Source organism: Enterococcus sp. DIV1420a (assembly GCF_051712165.1).
Taxonomy (GTDB): domain Bacteria; phylum Bacillota; class Bacilli; order Lactobacillales; family Enterococcaceae; genus Enterococcus; species Enterococcus faecalis.
This window is the reverse complement of the sequence record NZ_JBIOOI010000001.1, coordinates 1,384,305-1,403,465: the sequence shown is the minus strand read 5'-3', so window position 1 is coordinate 1,403,465 and position 19,161 is coordinate 1,384,305. Positions and strand designations below refer to the sequence as shown.

General features: G+C 32.0%; 23 protein-coding genes and 2 pseudogenes. 4 read left to right on the top strand and 21 right to left on the bottom strand.

Annotated elements, in window-relative coordinates:
* Nucleotides 1–363: 363 nt before the first annotated feature.
* The 3 genes and pseudogenes from IGI80_RS07130 to IGI80_RS07120 form a co-directional block, all read right to left on the bottom strand.
* A pseudogene (locus IGI80_RS07130) lies at nt 364–435 on the bottom strand (type VI secretion protein ImpB); the annotation flags it as partial.
* 115 nt (nt 436–550) lie between these two features.
* Nucleotides 551–859, bottom strand: coding sequence for a hypothetical protein (locus tag IGI80_RS07125; protein ID WP_438723116.1), 309 nt, complete (start codon nt 857–859; stop codon nt 551–553).
* 94 nt (nt 860–953) lie between these two features.
* Nucleotides 954–1,070: pseudogene (locus IGI80_RS07120) on the bottom strand (DNA helicase UvrB); the annotation flags it as partial.
* Nucleotides 1,071–1,114: 44 nt separating this feature from the next.
* On the opposite strand from IGI80_RS07120, the gene IGI80_RS07115 reads away from it, so the two are divergent.
* The gene (locus IGI80_RS07115) at nt 1,115–1,660 is read left to right on the top strand and encodes a hypothetical protein (protein WP_438723114.1); all 546 of its coding nucleotides are present in this window, start codon (nt 1,115–1,117) and stop codon (nt 1,658–1,660) included.
* Nucleotides 1,661–2,197: 537 nt separating this feature from the next.
* Here IGI80_RS07115 and IGI80_RS07110 read toward each other — a convergent pair.
* From IGI80_RS07110 to IGI80_RS07050, 13 genes are all read right to left on the bottom strand, one after another.
* A complete protein-coding gene (locus IGI80_RS07110) occupies nt 2,198–2,404 on the bottom strand; it encodes a DUF6440 family protein (RefSeq protein WP_438723113.1) in 207 nt (68 codons plus the stop codon).
* Nucleotides 2,388–2,555 carry a UvaB protein gene (locus IGI80_RS07105; protein WP_438723112.1) on the bottom strand — a complete coding sequence of 56 codons (168 nt, stop codon included), beginning with the start codon at nt 2,553–2,555 and terminating at the stop codon, nt 2,388–2,390. The genes IGI80_RS07110 and IGI80_RS07105 overlap by 17 nt, the downstream gene beginning before the upstream one ends.
* A 59-nt stretch (nt 2,556–2,614) precedes the next feature.
* The gene (locus tag IGI80_RS07100; protein WP_438723111.1) at nt 2,615–2,782 is read right to left on the bottom strand and encodes a hypothetical protein; all 168 of its coding nucleotides are present in this window, start codon (nt 2,780–2,782) and stop codon (nt 2,615–2,617) included.
* Between the two features lie 12 nt (nt 2,783–2,794).
* Nucleotides 2,795–3,082: a hypothetical protein gene (locus IGI80_RS07095; protein WP_010711379.1), complete on the bottom strand. Its 288-nt coding sequence runs from the start codon at nt 3,080–3,082 to the stop codon at nt 2,795–2,797.
* A 16-nt stretch (nt 3,083–3,098) separates the two neighbouring features.
* Nucleotides 3,099–3,695 (bottom strand): recombinase family protein, encoded by a 597-nt coding sequence (locus IGI80_RS07090; protein WP_438723109.1) that lies wholly within the window; start codon nt 3,693–3,695, stop codon nt 3,099–3,101.
* Nucleotides 3,696–3,799: 104 nt separating this feature from the next.
* Complete coding sequence (locus IGI80_RS07085) at nt 3,800–4,099, bottom strand: hypothetical protein (RefSeq protein WP_438723107.1); 300 nt, start codon at nt 4,097–4,099, stop codon at nt 3,800–3,802.
* Between the two features lie 142 nt (nt 4,100–4,241).
* Nucleotides 4,242–4,790, bottom strand: coding sequence for a helix-turn-helix domain-containing protein (locus tag IGI80_RS07080; protein WP_438723106.1), 549 nt, complete (start codon nt 4,788–4,790; stop codon nt 4,242–4,244).
* Nucleotides 4,791–5,060: 270 nt separating this feature from the next.
* Nucleotides 5,061–5,324 carry a hypothetical protein gene (locus IGI80_RS07075; RefSeq protein ID WP_438723105.1) on the bottom strand — a complete coding sequence of 88 codons (264 nt, stop codon included), beginning with the start codon at nt 5,322–5,324 and terminating at the stop codon, nt 5,061–5,063.
* A 624-nt stretch (nt 5,325–5,948) separates the two neighbouring features.
* Nucleotides 5,949–7,142, bottom strand: coding sequence for a bacteriocin secretion accessory protein (locus tag IGI80_RS07070; RefSeq protein WP_438723103.1), 1,194 nt, complete (start codon nt 7,140–7,142; stop codon nt 5,949–5,951).
* Nucleotides 7,143–7,160: 18 nt separating this feature from the next.
* Nucleotides 7,161–9,314, bottom strand: coding sequence for a peptide cleavage/export ABC transporter (locus IGI80_RS07065; RefSeq protein ID WP_438723102.1), 2,154 nt, complete (start codon nt 9,312–9,314; stop codon nt 7,161–7,163).
* A gap of 24 nt (nt 9,315–9,338) precedes the next feature.
* Nucleotides 9,339–10,091, bottom strand: a complete 753-nt coding sequence (locus tag IGI80_RS07060; protein ID WP_438723101.1) for a response regulator transcription factor — start codon at nt 10,089–10,091, stop codon at nt 9,339–9,341.
* A 13-nt stretch (nt 10,092–10,104) separates the two neighbouring features.
* Nucleotides 10,105–11,391: a sensor histidine kinase gene (locus tag IGI80_RS07055; protein ID WP_438723100.1), complete on the bottom strand. Its 1,287-nt coding sequence runs from the start codon at nt 11,389–11,391 to the stop codon at nt 10,105–10,107.
* A gap of 42 nt (nt 11,392–11,433) precedes the next feature.
* On the bottom strand, nt 11,434–11,574 hold the full coding sequence (locus IGI80_RS07050; RefSeq protein ID WP_438723098.1) for an EntF family bacteriocin induction factor: 141 nt from the start codon (nt 11,572–11,574) through the stop codon (nt 11,434–11,436).
* A gap of 238 nt (nt 11,575–11,812) precedes the next feature.
* Here IGI80_RS07050 and IGI80_RS07045 point away from each other — a divergent pair, with 238 nt between their 5' ends.
* The gene (locus IGI80_RS07045; RefSeq protein WP_010815373.1) at nt 11,813–11,992 is read left to right on the top strand and encodes a Blp family class II bacteriocin; all 180 of its coding nucleotides are present in this window, start codon (nt 11,813–11,815) and stop codon (nt 11,990–11,992) included.
* Between the two features lie 1,022 nt (nt 11,993–13,014).
* Here the strand turns inward: IGI80_RS07045 and IGI80_RS07040 are convergent.
* The 4 genes from IGI80_RS07040 to IGI80_RS07025 form a co-directional block, all read right to left on the bottom strand.
* Entirely contained in the window at nt 13,015–13,686 is a 672-nt protein-coding gene (locus IGI80_RS07040; protein ID WP_438723096.1) for a hypothetical protein, read from the bottom strand.
* 688 nt (nt 13,687–14,374) lie between these two features.
* Nucleotides 14,375–14,941 (bottom strand): hypothetical protein, encoded by a 567-nt coding sequence (locus tag IGI80_RS07035; RefSeq protein ID WP_438723095.1) that lies wholly within the window; start codon nt 14,939–14,941, stop codon nt 14,375–14,377.
* Nucleotides 14,919–15,230, bottom strand: coding sequence for a hypothetical protein (locus IGI80_RS07030; RefSeq protein ID WP_438723094.1), 312 nt, complete (start codon nt 15,228–15,230; stop codon nt 14,919–14,921). The genes IGI80_RS07035 and IGI80_RS07030 overlap by 23 nt, the downstream gene beginning before the upstream one ends.
* 162 nt (nt 15,231–15,392) lie before the next feature.
* Nucleotides 15,393–15,608: a hypothetical protein gene (locus IGI80_RS07025; RefSeq protein WP_438723092.1), complete on the bottom strand. Its 216-nt coding sequence runs from the start codon at nt 15,606–15,608 to the stop codon at nt 15,393–15,395.
* Nucleotides 15,609–15,678: 70 nt separating this feature from the next.
* Here IGI80_RS07025 and IGI80_RS07020 point away from each other — a divergent pair, with 70 nt between their 5' ends.
* Both IGI80_RS07020 and IGI80_RS07015 read left to right on the top strand, forming a co-directional pair.
* The gene (locus IGI80_RS07020; protein ID WP_438723429.1) at nt 15,679–16,437 is read left to right on the top strand and encodes an IS30 family transposase; all 759 of its coding nucleotides are present in this window, start codon (nt 15,679–15,681) and stop codon (nt 16,435–16,437) included.
* A 710-nt stretch (nt 16,438–17,147) separates the two neighbouring features.
* Nucleotides 17,148–17,537 carry a transposase gene (locus IGI80_RS07015; RefSeq protein ID WP_438723091.1) on the top strand — a complete coding sequence of 130 codons (390 nt, stop codon included), beginning with the start codon at nt 17,148–17,150 and terminating at the stop codon, nt 17,535–17,537.
* Between the two features lie 275 nt (nt 17,538–17,812).
* On the opposite strand, the gene celB is transcribed toward IGI80_RS07015, so the two are convergent.
* Nucleotides 17,813–19,153 carry a PTS cellobiose transporter subunit IIC gene (celB, locus tag IGI80_RS07010; RefSeq protein ID WP_438723090.1) on the bottom strand — a complete coding sequence of 447 codons (1,341 nt, stop codon included), beginning with the start codon at nt 19,151–19,153 and terminating at the stop codon, nt 17,813–17,815.
* Nucleotides 19,154–19,161: the final 8 nt, after the last annotated feature.

The window sequence follows — 19,161 nt, the reverse complement described above, 5'->3', positions numbered from 1 at the left end:
GTGTTCACTCTGAACCTGCGACTTTCCAGTGCCTATAACACTGCACGGTTATTCATATCTACGATTCGTACATTCGCGAGTTTATCAGTGCAATTGCTCATTCTCACCATGAGTAATTTGTGGATTCCCGGCCTATAGGTTACACTATCCACCGCTGGACAGCTTTCGATTGCAGCAATGCAACTGCGGTAACTCTCAGCCGACTTTACCGAGCTCTTGACAATTCTTATTCTAACCAAGAGAATTGCCAATCGGAGTATCAGAGGGAACGCTTCAGGACGTTACGCCATCATTTCACTCCTCAAATCATCAGTTCTCCACAAGAAGAACTTGTGTTCCTAACCTTTTCAGTTAGGAACGTTTCGCACCGTAAAAGGATTTTACATCGATACATAGAACATCTCTCTGGGGTTCTTTGGAATAATCAAATTTCATGCAAAAAACCGTCCTTTCGAGTTACATTATACGAACTAACATTCTGTTTTGTAACAACAAAATTTCAGTTTTCCGAATTATTTTGAATTTAAAGTAGCTAAGAAATCTACAGTTATTATTTTTTTAGTTTGTTTTTAACGCGCAAGTAGATATCAACCAGCCAGTAAACAATTGTAATCAATACTATTACTTTTAGAAAGTTTACCATGAATACTAGATTGAATGCGTATTTTAACCACAAAAGCCATAATATAATCGCGATAACTACTTTTCCAAAGGTGTTCAATTTCCTAACCAATAACCAATGTAAAAAATCTTCTCCTTTGTTTTTAGTAGCTCCATATTTTTCTAGAATATTTTTTTCATGTATAAACCTCCTTGCATTTATTTGATTTATTTCACGAATCGGTTCGATAATTTTCACCCGGAAACCCTCCTTTTCAGAATATTACTTATCCTATTTCATATTTCCGGAAAATAACAATCCCTACTGTAGCTAAAGAAAATATAAATTCTTAATCCGACCAGCGAAACATTACAGTCAAAATTAAGATAACAAATATAGCGATCACTAAGATAAGGCCTTTTAGGATAAACGTTAAATAGGGATTTTGATAATAATCTACCTTAAGCATTGCTATAATCATTAATAAATAAAAAAGAAAGTAGGAATTTATGTATGACTTTACAAGGTTTTAAAACTTCTAAGCTTTTTTGTTTAGCAATGACTCTAGTAATGATTCTAGGGATTTTTATTTCAGCTGGTACTAATGTGTATGCTACTGAAAATAACGAAGAAGACTTAACTCAATTAGAAAAAGCTACTGGAGAAGCAATTTTTTATGACGAAGAAAATGTAAAGTTCTTCATCGACGAGGGTATTGCTAAAGAACAGAATTTAACAGACTTCCAAATTAATAATTTAAAAGAATGGATTAATTATATCAATAACGACGAAAATGCTTTGAATGAAACTTTGAAATTTGGAGAGTATAACTTCACCTCTCCTAGTAGACAGAAAAGAGCTTTACCAGCATTTCTTGTTATTGCTTTAAAAGCTATTGGTGTAGGAGCGTTAACTGCGGTATCAGGTGCCGTTGCTAAATATGGTATGAAAGGCGCTTGTAATAAAATGGGTGGTAATTACGCGCCATTTAAAAGTTTTTGTGAAGCAAATGGCTGGCGTGCAGGATATGGTTTTGGTGGTGGAGGCCGAGACTTCTAACAAAAAATAAAAAAACTGCACTTAATTACAAGTGCAGTTTTTTTATTTTTGTTAGAAGGAATAAGATAATCACAAGAAGAATGCAATCAAACAGCGTTAAACTATTTTTTAAAGGAGTTTCAAATGAATCAAGAAGTATCTTCACAAAAAACACACCAATCGAAAAAAATATCATTTTGAATAAATCATTTTTTATAGTCAGGTAGCTCCTTTTTGATAGGTTATTTATTAGAAGTAGTTTATCATATCTTAAAACCAATAAACAAACAATTCAAACGAATGACATACGCTTGACTCAGAAATTTTTAACTCCTTTTAATTTCTATAATGATAATTAACAAGATTCCCTTGATGTAATTTATATTCTTTAAAGGTATATGGTCAGCTGTAGCATTTCATAAACCTTCTTGGAATGCATTTTTTCAAGAAGCATATAACGCTTCTTATTGTCATAGTTTTATTAGACAAATTCCAGTAGGTATAATTCCAACTAGTGAAATAAAGCCTAATAATGCGCAATATTTAGACCACCCAATATCAACAAATCTTCTTGCCTGAAACAGATAACCAACAAGAATAAGTAAAAAAAATAATATTTTTAGAACTGTCAATCACAATTACACCAGTTTCATCAAGCAAGGGGGTAATTCCTCCTCTAGGGCTCTCTAAATAATTAACACCAGTAACTGTATCAACTACAATTTTATATCCTAATTGAGTTAAAGATTCACTTTCTTTTTTCAATGAAACGTTCTTTTTTATTTGGCTTCTCCGTTTTAACCGGAGATTTAAAAAGTTGTTGTTCTTTCACATGATTATCTGGATCAACTCCAAAGCGTATTACATCTAATTTTCTATCGAGATAAAAAGGTAAACCATTTTTATTAACTGGCATAAATATTCTCATTACTGCTTCTCACTTTTTTTGTTTTGCCTATCTACTATCCTTTTGTCTTATTTCATATTTCCGTCAAAAAAAGCAATTCCTACTGCACCTGAAGAAAAGACAAATTCTAAAGCTGACCAACGAAACAGTACCGTCAAAATTAAGATAATGAATATTACGATCACTAAAACGGCGTCTTTTGTTCCATGTGCTGATTTCGATCCCCCAATGATCATATGTTTTTCGAACTACCATTTGTTATCCTCCTTATAACTATATTCTTTAATCATTTCCTTGAATTCTTGTTTTGTTTTAGGGTTCGTTCGTATGACTTCTTCAGCTAATTCTAAAAATACCTGTTCAACCTTTTCTGTCATGCTCTCAAAAATAATCAATGGGTTCTCTTCTTTCTTTACTCGATTCTTATATCTTTGGAAGTTTGCTGAATAAAGTCGCCCATTTGACATTATCTCAATCCCATAACCTGTTACTAAAGGATTTTTCAACAACTGAATAATTTTCTCTCTATTTTCCATTATAACTACTCCTGAATTATTTCTCACTAAGTAACTGTTCTTCCTTTGCTTGTTTCTTAATTCGTTTGAGAGTAGATAAAGAAATACCTGTTTTTCTTTCCACTTCTCGCATGCTGTTTGTTTCCATTAACTCTAGTGCATGTTTGTATTTATCATTTAGAACTCTTTTCGGACGTCCTTCTCGATAATTTTTATTGTTCGCTCGATGCCACTGTTTCCCTTCTTGCGTTCTCGTCACGATTAAATCTCTTTCAAATTGCGCAAAGCTACCCAGAATATTCATCATTAACGTTTGCATAGAGTCCTTCTTATCAGGTTCAAACGTTAAGTGATCATCTAAAAAAGAAATAGTCACACCTTCATGATTTAATGTAGAAATAATTGAATTTAAATCAACGATACTTCTGACCAAGCGATCAATTTTTGGCTCCAAAACTTTATCTCCAGCTTTTACAATTGAAAGCAGCTCTTCTAATTCTTTTCTTCCTTCTTTTTTTGTACCTGTATATTTCTCACTAAAAATTTTTTCTGCTCCAGCTTCTTCTAATTTTCGAATTTGGGTCTTGTAATCTTGATTACTAGTACTCACTCTTGAATACCCATAAATGGCCAATTTTCACTCACCTTTTCTGAACATAAGTTTTTGACCTCATAAATATTTATCTATCCTTATGGTTTATATTTGATTTCTTATATTTCCTCTTATCATTATAATTCTTATCTATAATAAAAATATGATAGTACCACAGATACTATTAATGCTATTAAAACTAATACTAATGTCAATATATCATTGGATAAAATTGTCTTTCTTCTTCCTCTGTAGTGCGGATTTACGCGTATGGTATTGAAATCTGTAAATGCAAAGTCAACTGACGGAACCAAAAAAACTAAAAGTACAAAGTAAATAGCTCCAGAAATAGCAAAAAATGGTATATTCCATATTAATGAACCACAAACTCCTAATAACAATGGTAAGATTACAAAATTTAAATTTTTCATTTTTTTCTTCTTCATTAAATTTGTTCCTCCCTTAAATAATTTCTTATGAAAAATATTACAAATATACTCTTAAAATAAATTGTACTTCAATACAAATTTACAACCAAGCATATCTAATAGTAATAAACATGTACAGGCTAACAGTAATCTGTTGACTTCACTTATTTTCATCATTATTTATAAAATCTTTAGCTGTTAACTTGGCACTATATGAATCTATTGGTTCTATATTATAAAATGTAAAAATTTTAACCCTTATATTGTTCAATAATTTTTCTTCTTCTTTTTTAAACATATTTGATAAAATAAGCATAAGCCAAGAAACAAACGTAGCACCCCCATATGTTCCAGCATCCACTATAAATTTAGCATCCTCAGATACATCCGACTGTTTTATGTCTTTAGCTAACGCATTCATCGGTCCCTTTACAATAAACTGAACTGTATTAGCATTTAGTGCTTGTTGAACTTCTTTAGCATTTGTAGCTACGTATAGATTTTTTTCATTTTTAATATCTAATAATTTCCTCAAAGTTTGTTCTGGTAGAATTCCAACAGCCTGTGCAAGAGACTCAACTATTTTTATACTGTAAGTTTCTGGATTTCTATTGTTGGCTTTTGATAAAACTTGTTCTGATATCCCTGTTTTTTTAGATACTTCATATCTTGTCTTACCGTAATCTTTTAAAAAAATATCAATATACATAATATCGCTCCTTTTTTTACTCAATTCTATTTTAGTAAATAAAGACAAAAAAGACCATTAAAATTGTTATTTCAGTCCTAAAAAGTGACTAGAAAACTATACTTATTTGAATGATTCTGTCTTATTTTAATTACTGTCTTTTGGAACAAAAATGAAGTATACTCAACTTGAATGACCTACTAAATTCCTAACAGTAATCACCATAAGAAAAGAACCAACAAGGTATAACCTATTGGCTCTATTGCATTAGTAACTTCATACTAGTTATTATTATATTTTATTTTCAGCAAATTTTTCTAATTTTTTCTTTATACTAGCAGCATTTTTTGTTTGTAAATCTATATATGATACAGGCAATCCAGTGTTCTTTATTTTTTCATCAAGATATGCCATATCTATCTCATTGTACATAATAATATCTGCATCAGGCATATCATTTTTAGCTATATCATAACTAATAACGGATAGATTCCATTCTGGTAGTAATTCTTTTTTTAGTTTGTCTTGAAATTTTTTTGAGCTTATCCACATCATACCAGAACCACTGCTTCTAATCACAACTCCATCAGTATTTACTGTATAAATTCATACTACACTTTTCATATTTATTCTCTCCTTAAACTATAATAAAATCTACTATATTTAGTCTCCAACCAACGAAAAACAAATTAGCTGTTCATCTGGTAAAATGCTGACTAGATTTCTCAAAAAATATTTGATCTAATTTTTAGTTTTTTGTTTCTTAATTAAACCAATAGTACAATTTTTCTGAGATAACCATTATCGAAAAAATTAAGATAGCCCCCTGCAATAACAACTACTGCTTTGATAAATCAAATCCATTATAATAAAGATCTTGACAAAATTGTAAAAGCACTAGCCTCCAAAATATTAAAAGATTGGTCGGTTTTAAAAAATCTTTCTTCTTCATACTATCTCTCCATCTTTTAAAATATTCAATTCAAAAAAAGTAAACTCTCATATCTAATTTACATTAAAAAGTGTATCTTTTATTTCCTGCCAATAAGTTTTCTTCCCAATAATAAGGGATAACTCACCAGTAAGACCATAACGACTGGTAAAATTACTGGATGGATTTAGAATTCCTTTTATAGTATAAAATGTTCCTTGGTCGGTGGTTGTACTGTTTTCTGAAATTTATTTTAGCGTACCATTGATTGTTTTAGTGGCAACACCTTTTTTATCTAGCTTAAAGTGAACATCCATTCCTGATTTAACTCTCATACTTTCACTAGTAGGTAAAAGAGCGGTAAAGCTAAGTTCTGAGTTTTTATGTTCCGGATAAACTTCTGCAAGCGTCGTTCCTTTAGGAACTTCCAGCTGATTTTCTACTTCTGCGTTTAAGTGAATCGTTCCCGTAATCGGTGCTTTCAATGTACTTTGTGTGAGCTGCTCATTGATTGTTTTCAGCGCTATGTCATTTTTCTTTTGGGTCTCAGTTAGTTCTGCTACTTTCTCTTTAGCTGTCGCTAAAGCTAACTCTTTACTTTGTTTTCCTTTCTCTTTTTGGCTATTTATCTCATTTTCATTCGTGCTAGGTACTACTAATTTTGCCTGTTCTGCCTGCAATTGTTCAATTTCCTTTTTTTTCTGAGTGATCAACTCGTCAATTGTGGCCAATATTGTTGCTTTTACCTGCTTCTTCTGTTCTTCTGGTGCGTCAGTTAACTGAACTTTCCACAGCTGATATTTAGAAGTGATTTCAGGTGAAAATCCCTCTAGGGATTGTTCATCAATCCACGCCGTTCGTACTTGTTCTAATTCTCGTTGTTCTTTTTGACGCATAGTCAGCTGTTTCTCTAATTGTTCTTTGGCTTTATCGTATGTTTCTTGTTCCTTTTGTGTCGCTACTTCACTTTGTTTTAAAGCGTAGAGCGTCGCTTCTTTTTCGGCAAGAAAGCTCTTTACTTGATTACTGTAACCAAAGGCATCCTCTGTTTCAAACAAGTTCTGTTCACTCATCAAACTATCAATAAATATTTGTGCAGCACTCTTTTGTTGTTCAATAGTAGTATTTTCTTGTTCTATTTGTGTTTTTTCATTTTGTAAGGAGGTTGTATCAAAGGTTACTAATAGTTCACCCTTTTTTACTGTTTGGTTTTCTTTTAGATTATTTGCTTTTATCTTTGCTTCTATTGGTACTTGTAGTTTTTCTACCTTTTGTGCTGTCAGTTGAGCAGGCGTTCGAATCACAATTTCTTTTTTTGCAAAAACTAAAAAGAAACCACCTAAACAAAGGAAAAGAATCACTGGATATAAAACCCAGCGATAAAAGGTATGGTGTTGTTGGCTATAAATACTTGATTGATCCAACCAATCTTTTTGTTCCATAGATACTCTAGTCCTTTCCTAAATATCCCATAACCGCTGATATATCCCTTGGTTGTAGCGTAGTTCAGCATGGGTCCCTTGTTCGACTAGTTGTCCTTCATGAAGAACTAGAATTTGCTCACAATTTTTAGCGATTGATAAATGATGGGCAATAAAAAGTACAGTTTTATCTTCTAACGTTAATAAATAGTCAAGAATGGCATGCTCTAATAATGTATCTAAACCACTTGTTGCTTCATCTAAAATTAAAATATCAGTATTCTTCAAAAGAGCCCTTGCAATCGCTAATCTTTGTCTTTGCCCTCCAGAAAGATTAGTGCCTCCTTCCTCTAAAATCGTATCATAACGTAAAGGCTGTTGCTCAATAAATGTGCTTAACTGAACCGCTTCACAAACTTCGATAATTCGCTCAAAACTAGGGATTTCTTGTAAGCCAAAAGTTAAATTTTCAACAATCGTTCCACTGAAGAAAAAGGATTCTTGAGGAACATAGGTAACATGTTTTCGCAATTGCTGAAACGGAATATCTAAATGATTCATCTTCCCATAACGAATAACTCCCTCTGAAGGAGCATAAAAATTGACCAGCAATTTGGCCAAAGTTGATTTCCCCGAACCACTGACTCCTACCAAAGCAATTTTGCTTTTAGGTGGTATCGTGCAAGAAATATTGTTTAACGTTGGTGCTTTCATGTTATAAGAAAAGGATACATTCTCTAAAGCAATTCCTTCTCGGAATATTTGATTGGAAATTTCACCGAATGAAGAATCATTTGTTTTCTCTGGCTCAATTGCAAATATTTCGTTTAAGCGCTTATTAGCTACTTGCGCTGTCTGCATTTTAACTTGTAAATTGATAATATTCTGTAAAGGATCCGTGAAGAAAACCAATAATGCATTGTAAGTAATAAGCTGACCAAGGCTAATTTTTCCTTTCATCACGTAAAAAGAACCTAACCACAGAATAAGTGCACTGCTAATTAATTGAATAGTCTGTTTAATTCCTTGTTGTACGTTGTCTAAGGTAACCGTCCGAAAGGATTTTTTCATTAATTTGATAAATTCTCTATCTACTCGATCATATACTTTTTCTTCCCCACTATAAGCTTTAATTGTTTCAATACCCTTTAAGCTTTCAATAATACTTGAATTTAGGGTAGCACCGGCAGCCATTTCTTCTTGATTGGCTTTCTCATAGCTCTTGACGAAAGTCAGAATAGCAACTACATAAAAGGGTAATGAAGTCAAAGTGAGTAAGAATAACGTTCCATTTTGAATCGCCAAGGTAATTCCTACCAATAGCACCATACCTATATCTAAAAAAACAGATAAAGTAGCACTGGCAAGTGCATCGATAATTTTATTTGCATCTAAAAAGCGAGAGATAATTTCTCCTGATTTCCGGGTTGCGAAAAAGTTCATTGGTAACGTGAGTACATGTTTGAAGTATTGAAGCATCACGGCCATACTCATACGCTGACCCAATACAACTAAGAGATAACTCCGACTATATTCGAATACTACACGAAACAAATAAACAAAAAGTAGTCCAATTGAAACAATGTTTAACGTGGACTTTGCTTGGTTGGGGATAAAATAATCTAACAGTCCTTGAAAATAATAAGAACTACCAATACCAAAAAGAGTAATAAAGAGAGAAGCTAAAACGATATGGAACACCAATCCTTTTTGGCGCCAAATAATGGGCAAAAAAGAACTTAAGCCTGCCACTTTTTCTCGAGTAGGCGAATACGATTCTTTTGGTGTTGGTAAAAGTAAAATACCTGTCCACTCTTTGGAAAACTCTTCAATTGTTTTTTTTACTTTTCCTTTGGCGGGGTCAGCGATTAATAAAGTCCCCCCTTTTACTTCATGGACAACTACATAGTGCATATAGCTATTGTCAATTATCACATGAGCAATTAAAGGTAAAGGTAATTCTTTTTCTTTCCACACCTCACTGCCAGTTTGAATAGCAGGAGAATCAAAGCCAATTCTTTCAAATGTTTTTTTTAAGCCAAAAGCAGAAGTCCCTTCTAAGTCTGACCCTGATAATTCACGTAATTTATGGATTGGTATTTCTGATTTATAGTGTTTTAAAATCATAGCGACACAAGCAACGCCACAATCTTTTTCATCTTGTTGTAGTACATAGGTAAATGATTTAAACATAAGTTGTGATCCTTTCAAAAATTACTAAGAATTAAGATTTTTTAGATGTTCCTTAATCCTTGTTGCTTTACCTAACGAAAAAGATCGTATTAAGTTAGAGTTAAAATAAACGGAGCGTGTCTTGAAATCAATTTTTTCAACCTGCTGAAGGTTAGCTAAACATGAACGATTGATTCTAATTAACATAGGATATTTTTTTTGCAAGTCTGCTAGTTTTCCGTAAAATTCATATTGTTCATTTTTTGAATACACGATAACCCTGTGAGGGAGTTTCGAGGGCTCAACAAAAAGGATTTCCTGTAAGTCAAGAGTATAGGTTTGAGACCCTACGGAAAAAATGAATGCTTGCTTTTTGTTGTCTCTTGTCGCATCAATTCTTTTTTGTGCAAGGCAAAGCAACTCTGTAATCTCTGCTCGATATGATTCTAACGGCTGATCTTTTATAATAAAGCCTAATGCCTCCACTCGCCTCTGTATTGTTAATGGTAACATTTCATCATGTGTCGTAATAAAGATAATTTTAGCTTGAACATCTTGTGTACGTATCTTTTCTGCTAAATCGATACCATCAATACTATGATTTAAGTCAATATCTAAAAAGTATATTCCTTGAACAGGTTTAAACTTTTTTAGGTATTTTTCAACTTCTACAGGACTTTGTGTTTTTAAACTAATTTTAAACAGATCATTATGAAATAAAATAAAATTTTGAATAATCGTATCTAATTGATTTAATTGAATTAATTGGTCTTCACAAATAATAATTGGATAACTCATTTCTTCTCCTTACTCACCACATTAAAATAATTTGAGTGACGAATTGTTTGGAATTTTTTTTGTATTGAACAAATATATTTTTATTCTTTTCTTTTATATCTTGAATAGTATTTAAACCTAAACCTTCGTGACCCACTTTCGTGGAAATGTTAGCTTTAATCAACTCATTTAATGAAAGGCTTGTTTCTTTACAACTATTTTTGATTAAAAATTCAACTTGTTCATCATCTTGATAAATCATCACAGAAAGACTTTTATTTTCGCTTTCTTTTGTTGCTTCTATTGCATTATCGAGTATAATTCCTAATATCCGAACACAATCAAATATAGCAATAGGTATATTTTCAATTATTTCAGTACATTCAAAGCGACAGTGAATCTTATGCTCACTTGCTTCATAAAATTTAGAGATAAGCAGGCTTTTTAGAAAGTCATTTTTTACATTCTTAAAGTATCTATATTCAAAAGTTTTTATAGAAAGATATGAATCTGAATAATTTTCTAATTGCTGAATTTGATCCAACAATTGTTTTGTATCTCCATTTAAAGCAAGTTCTTTAAAACTTAATAGTAAGTTCTTATAGTCGTGTTTAAACTTCGATAAACGTTCTTGATTTTTTTCTAACTGATAAGTATATTTTTTTAGATTTTTAAGTTCTTGAACTTCTATTTTTTGTTCATAATCTTCTTTTTGTTTAATATTTATTTTAAGAAATAAGAACAGAACGAATATTGTCTGAATAACCAAAAAAGTGGCTACTCCCATAATAAAATTATCGAATACTTGATATTGATGAGCTACATAGGAAGAAAATAAAGATATTACCCACAAATAAATCATAAATAATAATGTTGTTTTTGTGCTATATCTTTTAATAAAAATTGAAAAATTTACTTTTTTTACAAAAAAAGTAAATCCCACCAAAAATAAAATTTCTATGGCTATTTGAATACCAACATATGCATACCCTTTTATACCATTGTGAGAAAACCCTAAAGTCATAATTGTTGAACTTAAAATAGACATACCATACTTTATAAGTATACTTAGAACAAGACTATTCAAGAGAAGAACGTCCTGTTTTTTCTTTTGTTTTAATATTAAATAGCTACTCAAAACAGGAACAAAATCAAAAAAAGAACTAAATATTTCAAGAAAAAAAGTAATTCCCATAAAAATTGTTATTTTTAAACCATTTTTTCTCACAGACTTTCTATTAAATAAAAATATTAAAAAATAAAGGCAAACAATATCTACGAACATACGAAGTAAGTATGCTTTTGTATCAATGATAATCAAGAAATCACCTCCTGATTAAATCATACCAAATTATTTCCTTTACTAACACTTTTTAAATAAAGAGAATATGCATTGTGCTAAATTCGAAGCAGCCCCTCCTTGTTTAACTACACTGTTTCCACCTGTAATTTTTTTTAATTGTTGTTCTGTGTATTCTTTTCCTTTTAATTGTTTCGTCTTCATCGTTTTATTAAACTCCTTACTAATACTAAAATTTTGTATGGTTAGTATGCCACACATTCAGCCTCACTATGAAAAACATTCCTGAAACGCACTTAAATAATTCCTGAAGGCTATAATCCAGTATTATTTACTATTCAAGAAACATTACTGGGGTATTTAGGAAGGTTTTCCCAAGAAATAGAAAAGTTATGCTATAGTCAATTTGTACTAAAAATAATTTAAAAGGAGCGTGTGTAACATGCAAAATACTAAAGAGTTAAATACTATTCAATTACAACAAATTACTGGTGGAGGAAACGTAAAGCAGTGTGGAGCGGGTATTCTAGGTGGGGTAATCGCAGGTAGCACTGGTGGTCCAATCGGTCAATTTCTTGGAGCTGTTGGAGGAGGTATTGCTGCAGGGTGCTTATCAAAATAATATCTACAGTAATTTGGTTTAGTTTAATACTATTCTTAATTCTAATAAACGGAGAATTTTCTTTAAAGAATTATCTTATGGGTGTAATAATTTTTAGCATTGGATATACGATAATCAGCTACTTTTATAATTATAAAAATAATAGGTAGTGAAATAAAAATATTTTGGGGTTTAAAGATTTCCTAATCACTTGAAAAACGTAAATCTTACAAAAGTTTTATTGATAAAAAATAATCGCTATGAATTTGAATTCATAGTGTAAAAACAAGTAGGAGAAATATTAGTTGGGGTTCTAATGACGGATTTTGGGAAAGAGTAGGAGTTAGACCAGCGGTATTTTTAGCACCTCTAGGAATCTATTTAGCAAAACAAGCTTTTGAACATACTGATCAAATTGGTAAAGGAATTAAAAAAGTCTGGAATAAATACTAATGATATTAAATATTATTAACAAATGGTGGATCGACTCTTCATACATTGAAAAAGTATTAGCTTTTTTTATAGGTTTCTTTATAGGTGATTTAGTTAATGAGTTACTGTATAAATATTTATCTATAGATAGTTTCGTAATAACCACTATAAGCGGTATTTTTTCTTTATTTTTAACTTTTTTAATTTTTCAGATAGTAAAAGATAAATTTAAAAAAAGTTCATAAAATCTGTATATTGTTAATGATAAATGGGAGTGTAAAATAAACTGTGTAAGTTGCTAATTCTAGATAAAGCAACTTCACAGTTTTTCTTTTTGTTTTGATCCAAAATTGGATAAAATTAGACGAGGCATGATTACACTATGACTAAACAAAAACGAGACAAAAAATCTGTGGAGTTAGCCTAATCCATTATTGATGCCTATCAGCCTGAAAGTGTAGAAGATATGCAAAATGCTTTGAAAGACATTTTTGGCACCATGTTTGAAGCTATCTTACAAGGCAAATTGAATCACCATTTTTTGAGTACTTTTTACAAAGATCGATTGCTTTTTGACTGTAATTCATAAACTTCACTTCTTCTTATTGATGTCAATCAATATTGGTCTTATTTTTGTATGCCTCTGTTATAAAGTTTTTATCAGCACAAAAAGAATTTATGATAGAGTATCTATCTTTTATTTGTACTCCCTTTGAATTGATGTATTTAAACAATGCACAAAATACTTTTCTCTCTAAGGAGTTTGGGTAAAACGCAACATCTAAGTTAAGGGCTATTCTATTTTGATTTTTCTGAATAATTATGAAAGTAAACTCTTCCCTTGCAAAATATAAATATCTAGGACGAAATATTACTGATGTGTTGAAGCCTTTAAATCCATCAGTGTCAAAATTAATTTTTCCAAACTTAATTTCTTTAAACGGTACAAACACCTCTTTCCGCTTCCCGATGGCACCCTTTATTATTTCTACAAACGGAAAGAATGTATATTTGTTTTGATAAGGACTATAGATAATACTTTGATCCGTAATTACAAAATATGAATAATACCTTCTAAAATCATAAAAACCAGAGCCGTAAATCATGAAAAGTAATAATATGGCAAATACAATACTAAATAAATTGAAAAATATTAAAGAAAAGACAAATATTATACCGGGAACAACGAAAAGACAAAGTAATGGAAACACTGATTGTGGTTTCCCGAAACAAAAAGGTATTGAAATATTTTTAATCGTAATATTTTTTTGATTATCATTCATTTTAATTCCTCCTTTTTTATCTATTATAGTTTGCTGTTTAATATTTATGAAAAATTATTATATTTTATCTGACAGATATCGTTCTTGTATTAATTAATATATATTGTAATTGTCCCTATAGGAGAAACAAAACAAAGAAATTCCTATTGATCTTTTTTTAGTTTTCAATCAAACCTTTAAAATTATTAGGTGTATAAATAATAATTTTTCTATCACTATTACCACTTTTTTTAAATAAATCAATAGAGAAAAACTGCTTGATTGACTCTGAATCTTGTCCCCCATAACATGAAAAATCTATTGTCGTATCTTTTTCATGTTATAATCCCATTATTTATTTGTTACCACCAAATAAAAATGCACTCATAATTTTAAGTTAATTAAAGCAAGTCTATGTGTATCTGTCAATAATAATTAATAAAAGATATTTTTTATTAAAATAAAATATAAAAGCAACTAAATTAGAATCCTTTGTTAATTTATCATTAATATCAATATCCTCCTTATATTTTTTATGTTGAGACATCAAAACTTCAAATACCTTACATAAATTGTTTTTCGCATTTCGGTTTATTAAAATGCTTCAACGTTTATTCATAATTGCTAGATTGTCAATAGAAATGTATTTATACAAGAGAAAGCTGACTATGGATGAAAGCGTTGAGGATAGAAGGCTCTTCTCAAAGATTTAATAAAAATCATTTTCTTGGTTCTCTTTAAAGTAGCTTCTAAGATCGTATGGTGAATAAAAACCACGGTCCGTTACCACTGCGCCGATAAATTCAGGCGGAGTAATATCGAATGATGGATAGATCGCTTGAACACCATTCAATGTATGCTTAATTCCGTTCAGCTCCATCACTTGTTCTGGATCGCGCATTTCGATTTTGATACTGCTTTTATCTTGTTTGTCTGCATCAGGAATTCCTGTAACAAAATAATGAACGCCAAAGCATTTGGCTAGCAGAGCAATCTGATAAGTTCCTACTTTATTAGCAATATGCCCATCTTGTGAAATACTGTCTGCGGCTGATGTAAATAAATCGATTTTTTGCGAGCTCATTAAGTAAGCAACCATATTATCGGAGATCACTGTTGTTTCAAAGCACATTTCCGTACAGCAGCTGGCAGTTAAGCGAGCTCTTTGCAGGTAGGGACGTGTCTCTGCACAAAAGAACTTAATGTCTTTCTTCTGTTCGATGGCTTCTCGTAAAAGCATTCCAATAATGGTTTCACCATAACACTGATCCGTCATTTGGAATTTTTTCGATTAAGAACTTAGCGACTTTATTCATCGTAAAGTAACGACGATTTAAAGAATCAATCGTATTTTGCTTGATCGCTTCTGTTGGTATTGTGCCATTGTCTAAAGCATCCTTTATTATATCCAAACATTTTTCAGTAATCAAACGCACGCGATTGGCGGTGGTCGGTCTGGCTGTCGCGATCGTTTCACTTGCTTCTGCTAAATAAGCTATTTGATAGCTTGCTAAAGTCATACCCATTCCTGATGCTGTGTATGGGCCGGCACTTTGTGTGACCATATCCTTGATGGCCTGCGCAACCTCTTGATAGGTACGACAATCGACAAATTTAATTTCTCAGGGGTAAATCCGCCGATCAAGAATGCGAACTTTCCCATTTTCATACCAAGCAACATTCTCATATTGTAAAAGCTTTGGCATCATATAGTCTTGACGTTCCATCTAAATTTCTTCTTTACATTGGTTAAAAAGATCTACCAGTTCTTTTCCAGTAGTAATATTTACCCGATTTTTTATGAGATATATTCCATACTTAACTAACGATCTCTCAGCCTGTATTTTCTGATCTTTAGCGATTAGTAAGAGTTCTTTGACTTTCGAATCCCCGACAACTCGACGAATGATTTCTGTCCCGGTGCATCCTAAGGTATCAGCCATAATAGCTTTCAAATAGCTTTGTTTAAATTGTTCATTTCGATAAAGCTTAAAATGAACATTCGTTTCATAAATTGGCTCAGATATCTATCGAAGCCAATCCACCGTTTCTCGTGAGCTGAATAGAAATAGCAAAAAAGATTACTCTCCCTCTCGTGCAGATAAAAAGTATAAACTCCGCAGAAAGAATTGTGGACGACACAAACTCTTAGATGACTCACGAATTTGGTCAATTGTTCGCCGGCTATTCGTTGATCTGCAATGGTCACCGGAAGAAATTTCTAATCGGTTAGCTTACGAGCAAGCAGATTTTCATATCAGTTTTGTGACGATTTATCGGGCAATCTACGATGGAAAATTTGAGATAAATCCTTTATCTCACGGGAATCAAGGCTTGATTCGCTCTTTACGTCATAGAGGAAAAACACGTCATACTAAGAACCACACAGAAACTCGTTGGAAAATCCGAATCACAAACTCGATTTATGACCGTCCACAAGCTGCTGAAAAACGGAGTGAAATTGGGCATTGGGAAGCCGATACAGTGGCTGGGAAAACGGGTGGGGCCTGTTTAGTAACGTTAACAGACCGCAATTCTCATTTCCTTATAGCAGGTAAGGCACAAAAGAAAAAAGCACAATATGTTTGCGAAAAGATGATTGAACTATTCAACACAATTGACAGAGATCTTGTCAAAACTATCACTCCTGACAGAGGAAAGGAATTTTCTAAACATTTTGATGTTACAGAGTCTTTGGACAATGTGCCATTTTACTTTCCAGACCCTCATGCCCCTTGGCAACGAGGAACAAATGAGAATACAAAGGTTTGATTAGAGAATATCTACCAAAATCAAAGGAAATGGATACAGTAGAGGATTCAAAGATTTATCGAATGGTTGAGAAGTTAAACAGCAGACCAAGAAAATGTTTAGGTTGGAAAACACATTATGAAGTCTTTTTCGATAAAGTGTTGCACTTGATTTGACAATTCACCGTGCTAAAAAAGTACAAAGAATTGGAAAGGATGTGGAACCAGAAATATTTGTAGAATTAGTCAAAAGAATGAAAGAGAAATTAACTCTTACTGCATTGCGTCAACTTTTTGGGATTTCGTGAGCTACCTATTATCGTTGGACTCATCGAAAAGTCTTGGGCAAGTCAAATGCCCTTGAAGAAGCTGTTCGTCACCTATGCTTCCAGCATAAGCTTCGATATATATCAAAATATTACTGCGTTTATTAACTAAGAATACAAAGTTAATAAAAATACTATACAAAAGATTATTCAGAAATATCATTGGAATTGTCGTGTAAAAATGAAGAAACGTAGTAACGTGGAGCAACCTTATACGGTTGTCGAAAACCAGTTAAGCAGACAATCTTCTTCAGATTTCCAATTGATTCCTCGAGTATTCCTAGAAGCGAAACTAGTCATTGACTGTTTTCATGTTGTTCAACACCTGAACCGAGCCTTTAATACTATGTGGATAAAAGAGGTCGCTCGATTGAGAAAGGAAAACTAACACATACAAGCAAATAAATTGAAAAGCAATTGGCGTTTTTTGTTAAAAGATCGAACCATAATTGATCATTTAAATTATAAAACATGTCGTAGTTTTCTAGAACCTAATTTTCTCTATCTAACAAAAGCTATGATTATTGATAGACTTCTTGACTTATCGCCTAAACTTTGTTTTACCTATCAAGTATTTCACGAATTAACAGAATCTTTCCGAAGAAAAAATCCTCAACAATTATTTGAACAATTATGCACTATTCCAGAAAAATTAGATGAAACGTTTAGTAAAAACATAAATAATTTATTAACCTATGAAGAAGGGATTCGTAACGCCATGATTTATCCGTATTCCAACGGAAAGGCAAAAGTAATGAATACACTTATAAAAGCAATGAACGGGTACTTCAAGTAGGTGCTCTGTATTTATCAATCATAATAACTACAAATTAATTACTCAAATTCTATTATAGTCATTATATTTATCTCGTAGAAATCAAGTATTACATACTGCAGATGGCAATCTATAAATCAACATTTTTCAATAGTGAAGTAATTTTTTCGTGAGCGGGAAATAATCCCCACATATAAATTCCAGGCCCAATTCCTTATATTTATTTACAATCATATTTTATAAATAAGTGGTACTAAAAAACCGCCTCACAAAAAGAGGCGATTCAATTATTTTAATTAGGCTGCTAATTCTTTTGCTTTATCTTGTTCTTCTTTTAACAGTTTATTGTCATAGAATCTGATAAATGGAAACCAGATTGCAAAAGCTAATATTGCACATAACAAAGCTAAAACAGCTGCTTTCCAGTCACCACCAGAACCAATGAATGCTCCAATTCCTATAGGAGATGGCCAAGGCATTTGTGCTAGCATTGGTTTAACAATTTCAAATTTAATAGCAAAATATGCTAAAGATGCTGAAGCCATTGGTGCTAAGAAGAATGGTAATGCTAAAAATGGGTTGTACACAATAGGCATACCAAAAATAATCGGCTCATTAATATTAAAGATACCTGGTACAAGAGAAGCTTTTCCTAGAACTTTTAATTGATCTGATTTTGCCACGAAAGCAATAAAGATAATCAATCCTAATGTTGCTCCAGAACCACCAACAGTTACATAAGAGTTATTGAATTCACCAGCTAATGGATAATTTGCCCCTGCAGCATTGGCAGCCATATTGGCTAGTACGATTGGCGTTAAAAAAGAAGTAATAATATTTGCTCCATGGATCCCGACAATCCATAATGCATGGATTAAGAAGTAAATTACCATAATCCCTAGCCATGTATTGGTCAAATTAGTTACAAAACTAAACGGAATGTAGATTACTTTAAAAATATCTGTACCAAGTACAATCAAAATACCATTAATAATCATTACAACAAAGGCGATTACAAAAGTTGGAATTAATGCGGTAAAAGAACGTGCAACACCTGGTGGCACGACATCCGGCATTTTAATTACTAAATTACGTTTTACACACAAGCAATATAGTTCAACTGCAATAACAGACATGATAATACCAGTAAAAATACCAGACGTCCCTAAACGTTCAGCAAAAGATCCCATACGAATCCCATTTACTACTTTTTCAGCATCCGTAATAGAGTTAACTAACGTCATTTTCCCCCCTTCCCAGACAATTTCAGGGATACACATAAAGAATGCTAAGACTGCTAAGAGTGCCCCTGTTAAGGGGTTAACATTTAAACCTTGTTCATCTCGTTCAATAGATGTTAATTCATAAGCGAAAACGATTGAAAAATAAATGGCTAAAATACCCATTGTCATAGTATTAGCTACCATATATAAGTCACTGATCTTGAAAAAACTAGCTTCAAATATTCCCTCTAACCCAGAAAATGCTACTGGCAACACGTTTAAAACCAAAAACATTGAACCAACAATAGTAAATGGAATGGAAGCCATTCCGGCTGCCATGACAGCGCGTACTATTTTCATTTGAGCAACTTTCCCCATCGGTCCCATTAAATATTTTTGTAAAAAGTTAAACATATCTTACT